Consider the following 18,379-nt stretch of genomic DNA (forward strand, 5'->3'; position numbering starts at 1 on the left):
CTATGGCCCAAGCAATCAACGAACTGGACGACCGTTTCTGGAACCGCTTGATCAAAGCCATAGACGACGGCCGGGTGGTGCCGGTAGTTGGCGGCCAATTACTGAGCTGGCAAATAGGCGGTTCTACGCAGACCTTACAGCAGCGGATTGCCGCCAAACTGCTGGCAAACAACGATTTCGACCTGAACGGCCGGGTGCTGGCACCGATGCAGGAATTGCATCATGCGGTCAGTTTGTTGAAAGCCGACGCCGACATCAACGTCGATAACCTGTATGCCGACATCGCCGATGCGTTGGAAGCGGAATGCGCCGGCCCGGATTTTCAGTTGCCGACCGCGCTACAGCAATTGGCGGCGATCAGCTCTTTTAAACTGTTAGTCAGTTTGACAGCGGATACCTTGTTGGCGCAGGCCTTGCGCAAACGGGTGGCGGTCAACGAAATCGTGCATTCGCCGTATTTGCCGACCAGCGAAGCCGGCGATTTGCCCGCCGATTGGCTGAAACGGCCGGGCGAAGCGAATGTGCTGTACTTGTTCGGCAAGGCGCAAGCGGCCCAGGTCTACGCCATTCATGACGAAGACACCCTGGAATATTCGCACAACCTGCTGGCGCGCGGCGCCAACGTGCCGGCGCGGTTTTTAGGCGAGCTGCAACAGCGCAGCCTGCTGTTTTTGGGCAGCCAGTTTCCGGATTGGCTGAGCCGGTTTTTGTTGCGCTTGACCAATCAAAACCGCTTGTCGGAAAAACGCACCAGCGCCTGGCTGGTCAACGATGCGGTCAGTCAAAGCGAATTCAACACGTTTTTACAAGAATTCAGCCGGGAGACCAAACTGATCAATCAGTTGCCGCCGGCCGCGTTTGTGGACGAACTGTACCGGCGCTGGCAAGCCAAACATACCCCGGCCGCCGAAGCGGCAGCCGGTCAAGAGCAGAACCAGGGCGGCGATCCGGCCTCGGTAGCGTTTTTCATCAGTTACTCGCGTGCCACCGATTTGCCGGCCGCGGAAAAATTGTTCCAAATCCTGCAGGAGCAAGGTCTGACCGCCCGGGAAATCTGGTTCGACCGCGAGGCCATAGAGCCCGGCGGCGATTTTCAAAAGCTGATTTTCGACGGCATCAAAAGTTGCCGCTATTTCCTGCCGCTGATTTCCGCTGCAGCGGACCGCTTCGACGAAAAGTTTTTCTACCGGGAATGGGACGCAGCGATAGACCGCAGCAAAGCGATACGCGGCCGCGAATTCATTTTACCCATCATTCTGGACGAGGATTACCGGCCGCAGGCTTATAGCCGGGTGCCGGACGAGTGGCGTTCGCGCATCGATTTCGGCCACGCGCCGGGCGGAGTGGCCAACGAGCGCACCCGGGATCATCTGAAAAACCTGATCCGCGAATTGCGCCGCCGGGAGCAAGTATGAACGCCGTGTCCGAATCGACAGACGATTTAACCGCCGCCACCGGCTTGCATCTGACGCCGCAAAACCCGTGGCCGGGTTTGGCGACTTACGACGAAAGCTCGCACGATTATTTCTACGGCCGCGAGGCCGAAGTCGAGGAATTGCTGCGCTTGATCAAGCTGTCGCCGTTGACGGTGCTGTACGGCAAATCCGGCCTGGGCAAAAGTTCGCTATTGCAAGCGGGTTTGTTTCCGGTTTTGCGGCAAGCGCATTTTCTGCCGGTGTACATCCGGCTGGATGTGGCCAGCGGCGGGCAGGTGCCGTTTAGCGAGCAAGTCGGTTATTGGTTGCGGCAAGCCTTGAGCGATGCCGGGGTCGACTACTTGCCGTTCGCTTACCAGGACGACTTGTGGACTTATCTGCACCGGCGCGACATGGAGATCTGGAGCCCCGACAATCATTTGTTGACGCCGGTACTGGTATTTGACCAATTCGAAGAAGTCTTCGCCGGCGTCCATCCGCAGCTGCCGGCGCCGCGCGTGCTATGCCAGGGCTTGGCGGATTTGATCGAAAACAAGTTGCCCGCCCATTTAGCTTCCGGGCAGGTCGATAAAGCCTTGACCGAACAATTGGATACCCGCTCGCAACGCTACCGGGTGTTGTTGTCGTTTCGCGAAGACTTTCTGCCGGCCTTGAAAAACTGGGAGCAAGACGTTCCCTCCTTGCTGAAAAACTGGTGTCAATTGTTGCCGATGTCGCGCGCTTGCGCGATCGAAGCCTTGATTCGTTCCGGGGCGGACATACTGGCGGACGGTGCGGCGGAAGGTATCGTGGACTTCGTCGGCAACCTGGATGCCCGGCAATCCGGCGGCGAAATAACGATAGAGCCGGTGCTGCTGAGTTTGTGCTGCTATCAGTTGAACTTGAAACGGCAGGCCGCCAAGGCCGAATGGATAGATAAAGAGTTATTGAGCCGGGTAGGGCAGACCATATTGGAAGACTATTACCGCAACGCCTTATCCGGCATGGGACAAGCCGCCGAGTTCATCGAGCACAAATTGATTCAGGGCAATCAATACCGTAGCAGTTACCCCGTGCAACTGGCCTTGGACGAAAACCTGATTACCCGAAAACAGTTGAGCGAGCTGACCGACAAACACCGCTTGCTGCGGGTAGAACAGCAAATGGGTACGCCGCGGGTGGAACTGATCCACGACCGCTTGGTGTCGGTGGTGCGGCGGGTGCGGGACAAACGGCAGGCGGAATGGGCGGTGCGGCGCGTGCTGGCAGGCGCGGTTTGTCTGTTGGTTTTGGTGATCGGCTTGGGTTACTGGAATATGCTGCAGGATCAAGAACAAGCGGATCAATACGCCACGCTTTACTACGAAAGTAAAAGCCGGCATGCGGACTCCGACACGGGAGAGGAGCCTGCCGACAACCCTAGTCCGTCGGAGCAGGCGCCGGCGGACGACGGTTCGGCAACCACCACCGCCCCGAAATCGACTAAGCCCGTCGCCAAGCAACTCATCTACATACAAATCCGCAGCCCTAAGCAAAAACCCGACGCCAACCGTTTACGGGCCTGGTTTAAGCAGCAAGATTACCGAGTACCTATGATCCAGTTGCTTTCCAAAGGCCCGTCCACTACCGAAGTCCGTTACTTTCGCAGCAATGACGCCACTGCCGCTGACGTCTTGGCCAAATTGTTGCTGCAACAGCGGGTTGCCAACGTCTCCACCAAATACATTTCCGGATTCGAAAACTCCACGGTAATCCCGCCGGGACAATTCGAAATCTGGTTCGCACCGGACGCGTTTTCCACCACCCCACAATAACAATAGCGTAGGAGGACCCAGTCTATGGCTGACGACAATCAAGAAAACAGCGCGCTGACGGCGTTAAAGCAACAGATCAAGGCGTTAAAAGCCCAGTTCCGCTTCGGCGACGCCAGACGGGCACTGGAACAAGTTCCCAAGGAGCTGGCAAGCGAAACCTGGGTCATCCAACAACTGGCTTTGTGTACTTATAAAGACGAAGAATTGCACACCGAAACCCGCTTGCAGACTGCTTTAAACTACCTGGAAAAAGCCAAACTACGCGATGCTAACACCGCCGATCCGGAAACGCTGTCTCTGGGCGGAGCTGTATATAAGCGTTTATGGGAATGCAAAGGTCAATTGGAGCATGTGTTCGAAAGTTTGGCGTTTTACCGGGCCGCTTACGAGCGCAATCTGACGGCGGACGGCTGTTACGGCGGCGCTAATGCCTGTTACTTACTGGACGTTCTGGCCGCCCGCGCCCAAGCCTTGGAAAACCGTAGCGGCTTGCCATCGGCGGACGCGCTGCGTTTGCGCGGCGAAGCGGCCGATTTGCGCAAAAGAATTAAAGTCACCCTGGACGCCGCGTTAAAAGCCGACGCGAAATTAAAAAAGGATTACTGGTTTCAGGTGACCTTGGGCGAAATACATTTCGGTTTGGGTGAATACCCGCAAGCCGCAGCATGTTTGGACAAAGCGGTCAAGGCCGAGCATGACGAATGGATGTTGCAAACCACCTTCCGGCAATGGGTGCAACTGGCCCGTCAAAAAGGCATTCCCAGTCCGGCGGAAGGACAGAAGACCGAAGAATGGCACGAGGCCTGGCAAACCCTCAGTCATTTGCTCGGTGCCGACACCGCCGAAGCCCTGGCCTGCCATCGCGGCAAGGTCGGTTTGGCTTTGTCCGGCGGCGGCTTTCGCGCCTCGTTTTTTCACCTGGGTTTGCTGGCCCGTCTGGCCGAGGTCGACGCCTTGCGTAGCGTCGAAGTGTTGTCCAGCGTATCCGGCGGCAGCATTTTAGGCGCCCAGTACTATCTGGAAGTACAGCGTTTGCTGGAAGACGATAGCAAGACTTTGTGCCGTCAGGATTACATCGATTTGGTCGCCAAATTGCAGCAGGATTTTCTGCGCGGGGTGGAAAGCAATATCCGCATGCAGGCCTTGGGCGATTGGAAAGTGAACGGGCAACTGGTACTCGGCAATTCGAGGTTATCGAAACGCTTGTTCAAGAAAACCTATACGCGCAGCCATAAGTTGGGCGAGTTGTACGAAAAAAATCTGTATTCCAAGGTAGAAGACGGCAGGGGCGTTCAGCCGCGACATATGCCGGATCTATTGGTCACTCCCAAGCACGGCAGATTTCAATCGGCCGATTTCAAGTTGAAATTCCACAACTGGCGGCGGCGAGCCAAGGTGCCGATGCTGCTGTTGAACACCACCTCGCTGAACTCCGGGCATAGCTGGTTTTTTACCGCCAGCTGGATGGGCGAACCGCCGACCGCGTTGGACATCGATTGCAACGAGCGCTATCGGCGCTTGTATTACCACCAAGCCCCCAGCGAGGATTTGCAACATTTCCGGCTAGGCTATGCGGCGGCGGCTTCGTCTTGCGTACCCGGCTTGTTCGAGCCCTTGGTATTGGACGGATTGTTTCAGGACCGCACGGTGAAATTGGTCGACGGCGGCGTGCACGATAACCAAGGCGTGCAGGGTCTGCTGGAAGAGGGCTGTACCCTGATTTTCTGCAGTGACGCTAGCGGCCAGATGGCGGATTCGCATCAACCGGCCGGCGACCCGGCCGGCGTGCTGCTCCGTACCGTATCGGTATTGCAAGACCGGATACGCGAAGCCGAATACCAGGATATGGCAAGCCGGCTGGACAGCGGAGCGCTGCAAGGCTTGTTTTTCGTGCACACCCAAAAAGGTTTAGTGCCGCAGCCGCTGGATTGGCTACCGGACGACATAACACCCAGCGACGATAGCGGCCTCACCGATTATCGGATCGCCAAAGACCTGCAGCGCAAAATCGCCGCGATTCGCACCGACCTGGATTCCTTCACCGAAGTGGAAGCCTATGCGCTGATGGCCAGCGGTTATCTGATGACCGACAGGCAGCTGCGGGATTTGGACGCTCAGCACCGCAAAGACGGCAAAGCTGGCCGTTGGGGTGGATTCGAGATCGAAGCCGAGCGGGGTAACTGGGAATTTCTAAAACTGGAAAAACTGTTAGGGCAAGACAAAAAACAACCATCCGCGCAACGCGACGATCTGGTCAAGCAACTGGACGTGGCCGGCAAGCTGGCGTTCAAAGCCTGGCATTTGATTCCGCAATTGAAAGTCGCGGCACTAGCGCTCGGTCTGGTGGCGGCTTATTTTTTGATCAAAGGCTTAATCGCTTTGTGGGGTACCAGCTGGACGATCAACGCGACCGTAGTCATCGTCGGCATAGCATCCCTATTAGGGACGATAGTAGCGCCTGCATTGCGTTGGCTCAATCCCAAAGCCGAAGCCGAAAGTTTCCTGATTAAGTTGGGTATTGCCGTGGCCGGGTATGTGGTCGCTAAAATCCATCTGTTGTTGTTCGATCGCTGGTTTTTACAAAGAGGCCGGTTGCAGCGCTTGTTAGGCTTGCCGGCAGCGGCCGCGACTAGCCAAGAACCGGCGGCGGAAGACAGGGCAGGTTAGCGGCGCGCTTAGCTTTTGGGAACGGTTGTTACGCGTGTGATCCAGCCTCGATTCACTCGTATTCCCGAGTCGATAGTCTCATTTGAAGGAGTTTTATCTAATGTTGAAAACCATAGACGTGTTATTGGGCCTCAGCGTGGTGATGTTGATTGCCAGCATGGTGGTGACGGTCCTCACCCAATTCGTGACCAATCTGGCCAATACCCGCGGCAAACACCTGGCGCGCGGTTTGGCCGATTTACTGCAGCAAATCGATCCGGCTTTACAGCGCGACATCGCCGACAAAGTGGCCATTACCGTATTGACCCACCCGATGATCAGCCACCTGCGTAGCATACCGGTGTTGGGGGTGAAGCTGGGCGATACCATCCATAGAGAGGAATTTACCGCGATGCTGCTGGATTTATCGCAGGGGCAAAACTTCGGACTGGACGACAACGTGTTTACCCCGGCGGTGCAAACGGCGCTGTTCGAGGTGCTCAAGAAAAACGGCATCGACGATCCGGCCGGCACTTTGAATAACGTGCGCGAGTTTGCTTTGCAATTGGAAAAAGCCAATCCGGACATGGCCGCCGGCGCCCGGCATAGCGCGGCGATGCTGCAGGAAGCCGGCAGCCAGTTGCTGGCCAAGGTCAACAGCTGGTTCGACCAAACCATAGACCGGGTGGCCGACCGTTTTACCGCCAGCACCCGCGTCATCACCGTGCTGTGTTCGGTGCTGGTGGTCTGCGCGGCGCAGCTGGATACGCTGGACGTGATCAATCGGCTGGCGATGGACGACCAGTTGCGCGCGCAGTTAGTGGGTCAGGCTATCGCACTCAATGCAGAAGAAATGCAGGGCAAACAGCCGGAAGCCGGCGCGGCCGCTGCGGGCGGCGTGGACGTCCAAGCCTTAAAAAGTCAAGTCGGCATGTTGCAAGACGCCGGCCTGATCAACGTAGTCGGGCGCGGCAACGTCAAATGGTGCAAAAACTGGGAAAACGTCAGCCTATTCGGCATTTTGCTGTCCATCGTACTGGTCAGTTTAGGGGCGCCGTTTTGGTACAGCGCCTTGAAAAACCTGCTGAAACTGCGCGGCACTTTGGCCGGTAAAGACGACGCGCAACGCCTGGTGCGCGAGAGCGCACAAACTCAGGCCGGCGGCGGTAAGGCGAAAGCGGCCAACCCCGCGGACGCGGCATTGAGCGGCGAACGCGGCATTATGGGCTAGGAGGTAGTCATGCTGAAACAATGGACGCCTTGCGCGCCGGAAAATTTTCGTAAAGGCCGGGGCGGCCTGACGCCCTCGGCCGTGGTGATTCACGCCTATCCCAGCCTGCAGGATACTGACAGTTTGTTCGCCAACCCCAAAGCCGGCGAATCCTGCCACTATGTAGTCGCAGACGACGGTAGCGTGCATCAATACGTGGACGAACACGACACGGCTTTTCACGCCGGAGTCGTCGTAAGCCCCAGCTGGAACGGGGTGCGGCGCGGGGTCAACCCCAATTTGCATACCATAGGCGTGGCAGCCGCGGTGCCGGCCGGCGCGGGATGGAGCGACGCCCAATATGCAAGCGTTGCCCAATTGCTTAATGAAATTGCCGAGCAGTGGCATCTCGCCATGGACGCCGAGCACGTGGTGTTGCATTCGGAGATTCGCGCCTCCAAAAACTGCACGGGAGCCAGCTTTCAGCGCGACAAACTGCTGCAACTGCTGGCCGCGCAAGCGGCTGCCGCGCCGGCCGAATTCGCCACCCGCTTCGTGCATATCATTAAAAATGCCAATCTGCGCGACGCTCAGCCCAGCACCCGCGCTCGCGTCTTGCGTACCTTGACCGCCGGCAGCGATTTGGAAGTGATCGGCTTTACCGAGCGCGGCGAACGTTTGCGCGGCAACCCGGTGTGGTATCGAACCGCCGAAGATGCTTATTTGTGGGCCGGTTTGACCGACCAGCCGCAACCGGTAAAAGCCGAAACTCCGCTCGCTCCGCCAGCCGCACCGGCTAAACCGGCGGCGCTGGCCGATGCTAAACCCGCTGCCGCCGGTGGTCCGTTGTTGTCGGGCATCGCCCGCATCGACGATCTGCGTAGCGGCAAAAATAGCGCGGCTTTAAGCAAAGGCGAAGCGGTCGGCGACGGCGTCGGCGCGATACAGGATTTGCTGTCCGGCCACGGTTTCAAAGGCATGCCCAACATCCTGGCCAGCAGCTACGGCAATTTCGGCAGTAAAACCCTAGCCGCCGTACAAGATTTTCAAGGCCGGCAGGGCTTGCCGGCCGGCGGCAACGTCGACGCTGCTACCTTGGAAAAATTGCTGAGCGTGCCGGCGGTCAAGCCCTGCATCTCCCAGGTGTATTTGAGCTTGGTGTTGGGCATCGCTTATCAAGGCATGCAAAAAGTGCTGGGCATCGTCGCGCAAATGGAAGGGGTGGGCAAATTCGGCGCTCTGAATCTCAATACCGACAAAGCCGGGCTGTCTTACGGCATCATTCAATGGGCGCAAAAGCCCGGTCGCTTGCCGGAAATTCTGAAAGCGTTTTCGGCGGCGGACCGCGAGTTGTATATCGACATCTTCGGCGACGGCGATGCCAATTTAGCCGATGGCTTGATCGCTCACGTCAGCCGCCCCAGCGGCGGGGTAAACTCGAATACCGGTGAAACCACCAACAACAAATTCAACTTAATCGCGCGCCCTTGGACCGATCGATTCGAGAAAGCTACCGTGCAGCCTGTATTCCAAACAGCTCAGGTGCAAACCGCAACCAAGGTATTTAAAAGTTCGTTAGCGGGTATTCAGGGTTATGCGCCCGACATCCGTTCCGAACGCGGCATCGCCTTTATGCTGGACGTGGCCAACCAGTTCGGCGACGGCGGCTTGAAAAAAATCTACCAGCAAGTACACAGAGCCGGCATGCAGGAGTTCGACATCCTGGAAGCCATCGCCGACGAAACCGTAGAACGCATCGCCGACAAATTCAAACACGGCGTGCGCGCCCGCCGCGACGGGTTTCTGGAAACCAAACGCTTGTCGGACAAGGCGGTGGATGTGGCGAGTTTGGGTTGACGATTCGAATGCAAATCTGTAACGCAGCTGTCATGCGAATACCGAACAATGCGCTTTGGTCGCTGTTAGCCTTTTTGCTGGCGGCCAATATCGTGCTGATGATTGTGTTGGCGCCCATGGGCGAGATTTTGAAAGGTAGCGGCACCGACGTCGGGATTTTTCAGTTCGAACTGGCCGGTTCCATAGAAAACGCCGAACGAATTATGGGGAGCTGGCGCAAGGCCGGGTTGGAAGCCGTCGCCCGTACTAGCATCTGGCTGGATTTCGCTTTCTTGCTGGCCTATCCGCTATTGCTGGCCATTGCCGGCTGGTTGCTCGCAGCAAGCGGCCCGCCGGGGCTAAGAAAAATCGGCAATGGCATGGCCTATACCGTGCTGGCCTGCGCGCCCTTAGATGCCGTGGAAAATATCGGCATGTTGCGCATGCTGGATTTCGGCGCGGATTTGAACACGGTGTATGTGACGACGGTTTGCGCGGCGCTCAAATGGCTGTTGGTCTCCATGGCCTTTGCTTGCGTCGTCGTGCAATTGATCGCTATTGGTATCGTTAAACCCTTTTTTTCAAACCGTAATGAGGAATAACCATGAGTCAATCCATCCTAGAACGCATGCAAGCGCCAGGACCTAAGAAAATACTCGCCTGCGACGGCGGCGGGATTCTGGGTTTGATGAGCGTGGAAATTCTGGCCAAGTTGGAATATCAGCTGCGGGTTGCCCAGGGTAAAGGTCCGGATTTCGTGTTGGCCGATTATTTCGATTTCGTCTGCGGCACCAGTACCGGGGCGATTATTGCCGCCTGTATCGCCAGCGGCATGTCCACCGACAAGATTCGCCAGTTTTATCTGGACAGCGGCAAGCAGATGTTCGACAAAACCTCGCTACTGAAGCGCCTGCGTTTCAGCTACAACGACGAGCCTTTGGCCCGCTTGCTGAAGAAAGCGTTCGACGATCAGCTGGTGGAAAGCAACGCCACGCTAGGCAGCCAGAAATTGCGCAGCTTGCTGATGATGGTCATGCGCAACCACAGTACCGATTCGCCCTGGCCGGTGTGTAACAACCCCTTGGCCAAGTACAACGACCGCAGCCGCAAGGATTGCAATCTGGATTTGCCCTTGTGGCAGCTGGTGCGGGCCAGCACCGCCGCGCCGACCTATTTTCCGCCGGAAGTGGTCACCTTCGCCGAAGGTACGCCGGAGGAATACAACTTTATTTTCGTGGACGGCGGGGTGACGACCTACAACAACCCGGCCTATTTGGCCTTCCAAATGGCGACGGCCGCGCCTTACAAGATCAATTGGGCCACCGGCGAGGACAAGCTGCTGATCGTTTCGGTTGGTACCGGCGGTGCGGCCAAGGTATTGGATAAGAAAACCGGCGTCGACGATTTGAACATCATCCATTTTGCCCAAAACGTGCCCGGCGCCTTGATGAACGCGGCTTCGGCCGGCTGGGACATGGTGTGCCGCACCGTCGGCGCCTGCCGGCACGGCGCGGCTATAGACCGGGAGATCGGCGACATGGTGGTGAAGGCAGGCGAAGCCAATTTTACCGGACCCAAGTTGTTCACCTACTTGCGCTACGATCCTTCGGTGTCCCGCGCCGGTTTGGACGCGCTGGGTCTTAACGACGTCAAGCCGGAAAACGTACAGACCTTGGATTCGATAGAGCACATGGGCGACATTCGCCGGGTCGGCATCGAATATGCCAAGCTGCACGTGGAATCGGCGCATTTCAAGGGGTTTGTGTAATGACTAAACAATGTTTCGTAGTACAGGGTTTCGGTAAGAAAACCGATTACACCGACGGCCGGGTGTTGGATTTGAACGCGTCGTACGAAATCATCAAGATGGCGGTGGAGTCGGCCGGGTTGCAATGTGTGCGCGCCGACGAGATCGTGCATGCCGGTACCATAGACGTGCCGATGTACGAACGGCTGCTGAACGCCGACGTGGTGATCGCCGATTTATCGACTTACAACGTCAACGCCGCCTTCGAATTGGGCGTACGCTACGCATTAAAGCCCTACACCACCATCGTGCTGGCCGAGGAAGGCTTTAAAAACCCGTTCGATTTGTCGCATATCGTGATCCGCCGCTACAAGCATTTGGGTGAGGAAATCGGATTTAGGGAAGCGCAAAAAATGATGGCCGAGCTGAAGGCGGCAATACAAACCATCGCAGGCAAGCCGCAGACCGACAGCCCGGTTTACACCTATTTGCCGCAGTTGCAGCCGCCGGTAGCAACTGCGGTGGTGACGCCGGCCGCACCGGCCGCGGCTGCTGCCGACGGCGGCGGGGACTCGGCGGCCGGCAGCGCAAAAGCCATGCTGGACGCCGCCATGCAGAAGATGGCGGCGAGCGATTTTGTTGCCGCCAAATTCTTTTGGGAAGAAGTTAGAAAAGTGCGGCCCGCCGATTCTTTCGTGCTGCAGCAACTCGCATTAGCGACGTATAAAAGCAAGCAGCCAAGCGTGGTGGAAGCGTTGCACGCCGCGCAGGAGATTTTGCGCGAGTTGTCGCCGGATTCCTCCAATAATCCGGAAACCTTGGGCTTGTGGGGCGCCGTGCATAAGCGCTTGTGGGAAGAGTGCGGCCACCCCGAATGCTTGGCGGAAAGCATATCGGCTTACGAGCGTGGATTCTTTTTGAAGCAAGATCACTACAACGGCATCAATCTGGCGTTTTTGTTGAATCTGCGTGCAGTACAAATGTTGAAAAGCGGCAATGCGGACGAAGCCGTCGCCGACTTTATCTTGGCGCAACGCATCCGCAAGCAAGTCATCCGCTATGCGGACAAGTTGCTGGACTGCACCGAAGACGCCAATAAAAAATATTGGGTGTTGGCGTCATTGTACGAAGCGGCCTTGGGTTTGGGCGACAGCCAAGCGGTTGCGGACTGGGACGGCAAATGCCGGGCGATGAACGTTGCCGAGTGGATGCAGGATACCCGCGTCCAGCAAGCCGACAAATTGCAGGCGCTGCTGAGCGAATATGCCAGGTTGCGAAATCCCGCGGTTTGAGTCGGCAGCAACAATGTGCGGCGTATTAGTAACGCATCGCGGCCGGGATAAACCGGCCCGTCGATTTTTGCGGCAATAGGCACCGAAATGGCAAATTTAGACGGACAAATTTTTTTCGCCTTGTTGGCCGCCATGCTGTTGGCCTGGTTGGTGAGCTTAGTCGTAGCTCACCGTTATACCGCCAAGCTGTTGCAATGCATGCAAAGCGGTTTGGCGCCGGACGAAAACGCCGCGGCTTCTGCGTCTGCCGATTTCGCCTCGGCGCCGGCTGTGCCATGCGCTGTCGATTTAGGGCCGGGCATTCGTTTCGCCCGGTTTCGCTTGTGGCTGGCTATCGTGCTGTTGTCGTTGGCGTTTGCCGGCGTGATCGCCGCAATAGTGCAAGCAGCTTACATCCAAGCTGAGTTCGGTTGGCGGCGCTGGTCGACCCTGGTTTTGGTTTACGCCTGGCCGGTGGTGCCTAGCATCGGCTTGTTGGAGCGCTGGTCACGGCTCAAAATTAGCGTTTGGTCTGTATTTTATCTTTCCCTGGTTGCAGCGGTGGTGATGGCCAATTCCACTGCGGAACAACCCTTCCTGGGCGTGGTGTATTGGCTGCTTTCCGAACAAGCTCCGTTGTTGATTTATGTGTTTGTATTCACCGGCCCCACATTGCGCAGCAGCGGGCCGTATTTGATACCGTTGTTGTTTTTGTTGTGCCTGTCGTCGCTAGCCGGCTTGCAGGTATTGGCCGGCGGACTGGAGCAGGGTTTGCAAGGCTGGGCAGCCGATTTGCCGCTGTTATTGGGAGCGGAGGGGGTGTTTGCCTTATTCGTCCTGGCGCCCTGGCTATTAGCCTATCCGATTGTACGCGGCTCGGCGCGTTGGCTGGCCGGCGCGTATCGGCGGCAAGCGTTTTCCGAACCCTGGTACTTGATAGGCGGTTTGTGGCTGATCGTATTGTTGTTTCAGGCGATGCGTCTCAGTCATAGCGTGGGTGCCTCGTCCTATTGGATACTGGCTGCATTCGGGTTGATGCCGATTGCGGTGACGGCCCTGCGGCGCAGTTTAGCCCCAACCGGGCCGGTGCCTGGTTTGCTGGTGTTGCGGGTTTTTCGCGCCGACCGCGACATCGAGCATTTGTTCGATCAGGTGATAGAGCGCTGGCGCTACGGCGGCCACACCCTGTTGATTGCCGGCAAGGATTTGGCGTTGCGTAATCTGGAGCCGGACGAGTTGTTCGCATTCATGGCAGGCCGTTTGCGCGAACGTTTTATCGACGACGAAGCAAGCTTGCGCGCCGCATTGCAGGCCTTGGCTAGCAATGCCGATGCCGACGGCCGGTTTCGGGTGAACGAGTTTTTTTGTTTCGACCACACCTGGAAAAAGGTGTTGATGGCTTTACTCGGCCGCGCCGACCGGGTGTTGATGGATTTACGCGGTTTCAGCGCGCAACGCTTGGGCTGTTGCCACGAATTGTCGGTACTGGCAGGCGCTAAGCACCTACGCTGCTGGGTGATCGTTTTTGATCGAACCACCGACAGACAAACGGCGGAACGGCTAGTGGCGGCTAGTCGGATTCGTCCGGTTTGGCTGGATAGCCGGCAAGCAGACGCCGGCCGGTTGGCGTTACAGGCCTTGCTGGAAGCCAATTACGGGTAGAGCCGGCATACATGTAAAAATAGGACTTAAGGCATCCCGTTATACATATTTCGTAGCCTCTCTTGCAGCTGCATCACCGTCGCCACAACCACCGCATCATCCTTAACAATCATCCCTACTCGTAGCGAAAAATCAAACCGGCTTAGGTCGCCCAAATCCTCGGTGCACAAACCGCTGCCGGCGCGGGAATAGCTTTTTGCAGGCTTAGGCTAATCGAACAGCGCCATGGCTTTTTTCAGGGTGGAACTAATGCCCCAAAGCAGCGGGATGGACACGTACAGCCAAAACACCAGCAAGGCCAGCCGAGAAGTTTGTTTGGGTTTTTCGGTTTGCATAACCGCCTCGCTTAATGTTGGTCGGCCGGATAAATACCGTCCAGTTCGTCGAAATCGCCGTGTTTCATGTGGTGTTTTTCGTGCACCGGCTTAACCAGCAAATTGCTGACGAAACCCAGCAACAAAATACCGGCCATGATGTACATGGTGACGTTATAGGCCTCCGCTTTCGCTACGCCTTGTTCGATTTGGAATTCGCGCAGATAGTTGACCAGCACCGGCCCCAACACCCCGGCGGTAGACCAGGCGGTCAACAAGCGGCCGTGGATGCCGCCGACGTACAAGGTGCCGAAAATATCGGCCAGATAGGCCGGAATGGTGGCAAAGCCACCGCCGTACATGCTCATGATCAAGGCGTACAACAGCACGAACATCGCCATGTTGCCGATTTGCCCCATGCCGGGCACCGCGGCGTATAAGCAGGCGCCGAGCAGGAAAAATACGAAATAGGTGTTTTTCCTGCCCAGATAGTCCGAAGCGGACGACCAAAAAAACCGTCCGCCCATGTTGAACAAGCTTAACAGACCGACGAAGCCGGCGGCGGCGGCCGGGGTCACGGCGCCTTTGAACATTTCTTGTATCATCACCGAAGCCTGTCCCAACACGCCGATGCCGGCCGTGACGTTCAAGCACAACACCAGCCACAAAAAATAAAACTGCGGGGTTTTCAGCGCCTGGTCGATATGCACGTGATTGCGGGTGATCATTTTGTTAGCCACTTGCGGCGGCTGCCAACCCTGCGGCTGCCAACCTTGCGGCGGTATGCGGATGGTCAACGCGCCTATCAGCATAGAGGCGAAATACAGGGCCCCCATGACCATAAAGGTTTCCATCACTCCGACCGATTCGGCCGATTTGAACCAATCCATCAGCAGTACCGACAAAGGCGCGCCTATCATGGCACCGCCGCCGAAACCCATGATGGCCATGCCGGTGGCCATGCCGCGCCGGTCGGGAAACCACTTGATCAAGGTAGACACCGGCGACACGTAACCCAAGCCCAAACCGATGCCGCCTATCACACCGTAACCGAGATATATCAGCCAGATCTGATGCCAATAAACACCCAAGGCCGACACCCAAAAGCCGCCGCCGAAACAACAAGCCGCGACGAACATGGTCAGGCGCGGCCCGACTTTCTCCAGCCATTTGCCGCCGAACGCGGCCGACAGCCCCAAAAACACGATGGCCAAACTGAATATCCAGCCTAAGGTGGTCAGCTTCCAATCGTCCGGGGTGGACGAGTTGATGCCGATTACCTTGGTCAAGGGGTCGTTGAATACGCTGAACGCATAGGCCTGGCCTATGCATAAATGCACCGACAAAGCGGCCGGCGGCACCATCCACCGGTTGTATCCCGCTCCGGCTGTGATGCGCGACTTGGAAAAAAAGCTGGACATACTGGGCTCCGAATCGATCCGATCAAAAACAAAACCGGCCAACTATAACAAGCCGGCCGGTAAAGGTCACGGTACAAGCGCTTGCAGCCTGCTTTATACTGGCCGCATTTTATTCGCAACTATTCGTCTCTCTGCCGCTGCAGCGCAGGTAAATCGGCTGTTTTCGGTAGCTGCTGAATAGCGACCTCATTCTTCCCAGGCCAAACGGAGTCCGAATGTCGAAACCCAAAGTGCTTATCACCCGGCGCTGGCCGGAATCGGTTGAACTGAAACTGCAACAGCGCTACCAGGTAACCCTGAATCCGGACGATCACCCGTTCAGCGCCGAGGAACTGAAACAAGCCTTGCAGCAATACGATGCGGTCTGCCCCAGCGTCTGCGACAGCCTGCCGGCCGAGGTGCTGAACGTGGCCGACAAGCGTTGCAAAATTCTGGGCAATTTCGGGGTAGGCTACAACCATATCGACATCGCCGCCGCCCGGCAACAAGGCCTGACGGTCAGCAACACGCCGGGCGTATTGACCGAAAGTACGGCCGATATCGCGATGACCTTGTTATTGATGTCCGCCCGGCGCGGCGCCGAAGGCGACCGGCTGGTCCGATCCGGAGGCTGGAGCGGCTGGTGCCCGACGCAAATGATGAGCAGCGACGTCACCGGCGCCACCTTGGGCTTGATCGGCTTCGGCCGCATCGCCCAAGCCATGGCCGGAAAAGCCCACCACGGTTTCGGCATGAAAATTTTATACGTCAAACCCAGCCCGGCCGATCCCGCCACCGTCGCGGACCTGCAAGCGATACGCTGCAATAACGTGGAACAGATGCTGCCGCAATGCGACTATGTATCCCTGCATTGCCCGGGCGGCGCCGAAACCCGGCATTTGATCAACGCCGAGCGCTTGCGCTTGATGAAGCCAAGCGCGCATCTGATCAACACGGCCCGCGGCGACGTGGTGGACAGCCAAGCCTTGATAGACGCCTTACGCGAACGACGGATTGCCGGGGCCGGCCTGGACGTCTACGAGAACGAGCCTAAGCTGCATCCCGGATTTCTAAGTTTGGAGAACGCTACGCTGCTACCGCACTTGGGCAGCGCCACCATTGCCACCCGCACCGCCATGGGCGAGAAAGTGCTGGCTAACCTGGAAGCGTTTTTCGCCGGGCGGGAATTGCCGGATAGAGTGGTTTAAACGACGCCGCCGGCAGTTGCGGCGAAAGCGCAGGCCGCGGGTGGCGTTGGATTTGCCGTAAGGCCTCGTATTCAAGCTGCGGAAAAAACGTTCCGTCGGTGCGTTATCCCAACAATTTCCCTTGCGACTCATCGTTGCTGCATCTCCATCACCGCCGGATGTTGCCCATATTTCCGGCCGGCATACTGGCGGCCACGGCCGGAATGATGCAGCAGTAGCAGGGTGGCGGAGTATCGAGCGCTATGCTAACGGCGGTAGCCGGTGGTTCGTGCTTGGAACGTAACGAATCCCAGCAGGCACAACAGCCCACCCCACAACAACTCCGGCATCAGATAAAAATGCCGTTGGTAAAAAGTCGTCTGTGGTTCGGTGACGAACGGCACCCGGTAGGCGTTGGCCCAGCGGGCGTCGGACGGCGATTGTTCCAGCAGCGAGCCATCGGCTAGCGCCACGGTGGAAATGCCGGTATTGGTCACCCGCAATACCGGGCGGCGAAATTCCACGCCGCGCGCCAAGGTCATGTACAGGTGTTGGTAGGGCTCCTGCCAGGTGCCGTACCAGGAGTCGTTGGTGACGTTGACGATGAATTGCGCGCCTAAATCGGCCAAACCTTTGGAAAACTCCGGAAACAGGCTTTCGTAACAAATTTGCGGGCCCATTTTGTAGCCGTTCAGTTGCAGCAACACGGTAGGCCCGGGGCCGCGGCCGAATTCGCTGACCATCGGCAAAAGTTTCTTCAGCCAAGGAAAAGTCTTCGCGCCGGGAATGTATTCGCCCAAGGCCAACAAGATGGTTTTGCTGTAATGCGGTTCGATGAGGCGGCCGTTAGCGTCTAACGCGAACAGAGAGTTGGTGATGGCATCATCGGCATCTTTACCGTAGGCGCCGGTAATCAAGGGCAAATTGCGGTTGCGCAAAAATTCGCCCAACAGTTCGGCGTAAAAGTTGTGTTGATACTGCTCGCCGAGCAGCGACGGAAAGGCGGTTTCCGACCACATGGCGAAATCGACGTCCGGATGTCGGGCCAGGCCTTGGTCGGTGCTGCGGAAATATTCGGTCAGGATCGCGGCCTGGTAGCCGGCTTTGCCATGTTCCATCGCTTGTTTTTCCGAATTGCCGATGTTGGCTTGCACCAAAAGTACCTTGGCGGCGTTGTCCGGTTGCGGCAGACGTTGCTGCAACCACAGGCCGCCGCCGTTCAACCCGGCGAAAACGGTCAGGATGCCGGCTAAGGCCAGTTTGCCGCTCAAGCGCTTGCGGTTGAGCCAGGCATACAAAAACGGCAGGTTGGCCACTATCGTCAACATGCTCAAGCCGGTGAAACCGACGATTTCCGCCCATTGATACAACGGCAGGCCGGCGCCGTACCAGCTGTAGCCGAAATTCCATTTGAACAGCATCGGCAGGTGGTATTCGACCAAGGCGGTCAACAAGGCCATCAAGGCGAACGATTGCCAACGCTCCATAGACCAGCGGCGCCTCAAGCCAAACCACAAACCGCCCGCCACCGGCAAAAACAAATGCCCGAACAAGGCAAACAAGACCATGCCGACAGCGGATAGCAGCCAGTTGACCTTGGCAAATTCGTGCAGGGTGTAGGTAACCCAGTTAAAGCCGATCAGCGTATACACGAAACTGGTCAGCACCCCGGACCATATGACCGGTTGCCAGCGGGTTTGCTGTTGCCAAAACAGCCACAAGGGCAGCATGCCGAAGGCCGAAGCCCAGGGCGGGAAGGGAATGTAGCTGGTGCCTATGAATACGCCGGACAGTATCGGCAACCACCAGTGGCAAGTGTTCCGTTTGCTGGTTTGCATGGTTACCTTTCCCGTTCGCAGTGTAAAGCGGCGCATTGT

At 57.3% G+C, this 18,379-nt stretch carries 13 protein-coding genes; 10 read left to right on the forward strand and 3 right to left on the reverse strand.

What is annotated here, in order from left to right; all coding sequences use genetic code 11:
• Positions 1-2: 2 nt before the first annotated feature.
• The 9 genes from AB0A83_RS08875 to AB0A83_RS08915 all read left to right on the forward strand — a co-directional run bounded on the left by AB0A83_RS08875 (position 3) and on the right by AB0A83_RS08915 (position 13,601).
• Positions 3-1,415, forward strand: coding sequence for a toll/interleukin-1 receptor domain-containing protein (locus tag AB0A83_RS08875; protein WP_232056827.1), 1,413 nt, complete (start codon positions 3-5; stop codon positions 1,413-1,415).
• On the forward strand, positions 1,412-3,229 hold the full coding sequence (locus AB0A83_RS08880) for an ATP-binding protein (protein ID WP_150047925.1): 1,818 nt from the start codon (positions 1,412-1,414) through the stop codon (positions 3,227-3,229). The genes AB0A83_RS08875 and AB0A83_RS08880 overlap by 4 nt, the downstream gene beginning before the upstream one ends.
• Positions 3,230-3,253: 24 nt before the next feature.
• Complete coding sequence (locus tag AB0A83_RS08885) at positions 3,254-5,896, forward strand: patatin-like phospholipase family protein (RefSeq protein WP_367156031.1); 2,643 nt, start codon at positions 3,254-3,256, stop codon at positions 5,894-5,896.
• 100 nt (positions 5,897-5,996) lie between these two features.
• Positions 5,997-7,106 carry a hypothetical protein gene (locus AB0A83_RS08890; RefSeq protein WP_367156032.1) on the forward strand — a complete coding sequence of 370 codons (1,110 nt, stop codon included), beginning with the start codon at positions 5,997-5,999 and terminating at the stop codon, positions 7,104-7,106.
• Positions 7,107-7,115: 9 nt separating this feature from the next.
• Entirely contained in the window at positions 7,116-8,942 is a 1,827-nt protein-coding gene (locus tag AB0A83_RS08895) for an N-acetylmuramoyl-L-alanine amidase (RefSeq protein WP_367156033.1), read from the forward strand.
• Between the two features lie 32 nt (positions 8,943-8,974).
• Positions 8,975-9,523, forward strand: a complete 549-nt coding sequence (locus AB0A83_RS08900; protein WP_367156034.1) for a hypothetical protein — start codon at positions 8,975-8,977, stop codon at positions 9,521-9,523.
• Positions 9,524-9,525: 2 nt separating this feature from the next.
• Positions 9,526-10,689: a patatin-like phospholipase family protein gene (locus tag AB0A83_RS08905; protein WP_150047930.1), complete on the forward strand. Its 1,164-nt coding sequence runs from the start codon at positions 9,526-9,528 to the stop codon at positions 10,687-10,689.
• The gene (locus tag AB0A83_RS08910; protein ID WP_367156035.1) at positions 10,689-11,960 is read left to right on the forward strand and encodes a TRAFs-binding domain-containing protein; all 1,272 of its coding nucleotides are present in this window, start codon (positions 10,689-10,691) and stop codon (positions 11,958-11,960) included. Before AB0A83_RS08905 ends, AB0A83_RS08910 begins: the two co-directional genes overlap by 1 nt.
• Before the next feature lie 87 nt (positions 11,961-12,047).
• Entirely contained in the window at positions 12,048-13,601 is a 1,554-nt protein-coding gene (locus AB0A83_RS08915; RefSeq protein WP_367156036.1) for a hypothetical protein, read from the forward strand.
• Positions 13,602-13,810: 209 nt separating this feature from the next.
• Here AB0A83_RS08915 and AB0A83_RS08920 read toward each other — a convergent pair whose 3' ends face one another.
• Entirely contained in the window at positions 13,811-13,936 is a 126-nt protein-coding gene (locus tag AB0A83_RS08920) for a hypothetical protein (RefSeq protein WP_269473501.1), read from the reverse strand.
• 11 nt (positions 13,937-13,947) lie between these two features.
• Positions 13,948-15,336: an OFA family MFS transporter gene (locus tag AB0A83_RS08925; protein WP_150047933.1), complete on the reverse strand. Its 1,389-nt coding sequence runs from the start codon at positions 15,334-15,336 to the stop codon at positions 13,948-13,950.
• Positions 15,337-15,551: 215 nt separating this feature from the next.
• Here AB0A83_RS08925 and AB0A83_RS08930 point away from each other — a divergent pair, with 215 nt between their 5' ends.
• On the forward strand, positions 15,552-16,523 hold the full coding sequence (locus tag AB0A83_RS08930; protein ID WP_367156037.1) for a 2-hydroxyacid dehydrogenase: 972 nt from the start codon (positions 15,552-15,554) through the stop codon (positions 16,521-16,523).
• A 245-nt stretch (positions 16,524-16,768) separates the two neighbouring features.
• Here AB0A83_RS08930 and lnt read toward each other — a convergent pair whose 3' ends face one another.
• The gene (lnt, locus tag AB0A83_RS08935; protein ID WP_367156038.1) at positions 16,769-18,340 is read right to left on the reverse strand and encodes an apolipoprotein N-acyltransferase; all 1,572 of its coding nucleotides are present in this window, start codon (positions 18,338-18,340) and stop codon (positions 16,769-16,771) included.
• Between the last annotated feature and the right edge of the window lie 39 nt (positions 18,341-18,379).

The sequence above is a fragment of the Methylomonas sp. HYX-M1 genome, from assembly GCF_040741385.1.
Classification (GTDB): Bacteria; Pseudomonadota; Gammaproteobacteria; order Methylococcales; family Methylomonadaceae; genus Methylomonas; species Methylomonas rhizoryzae.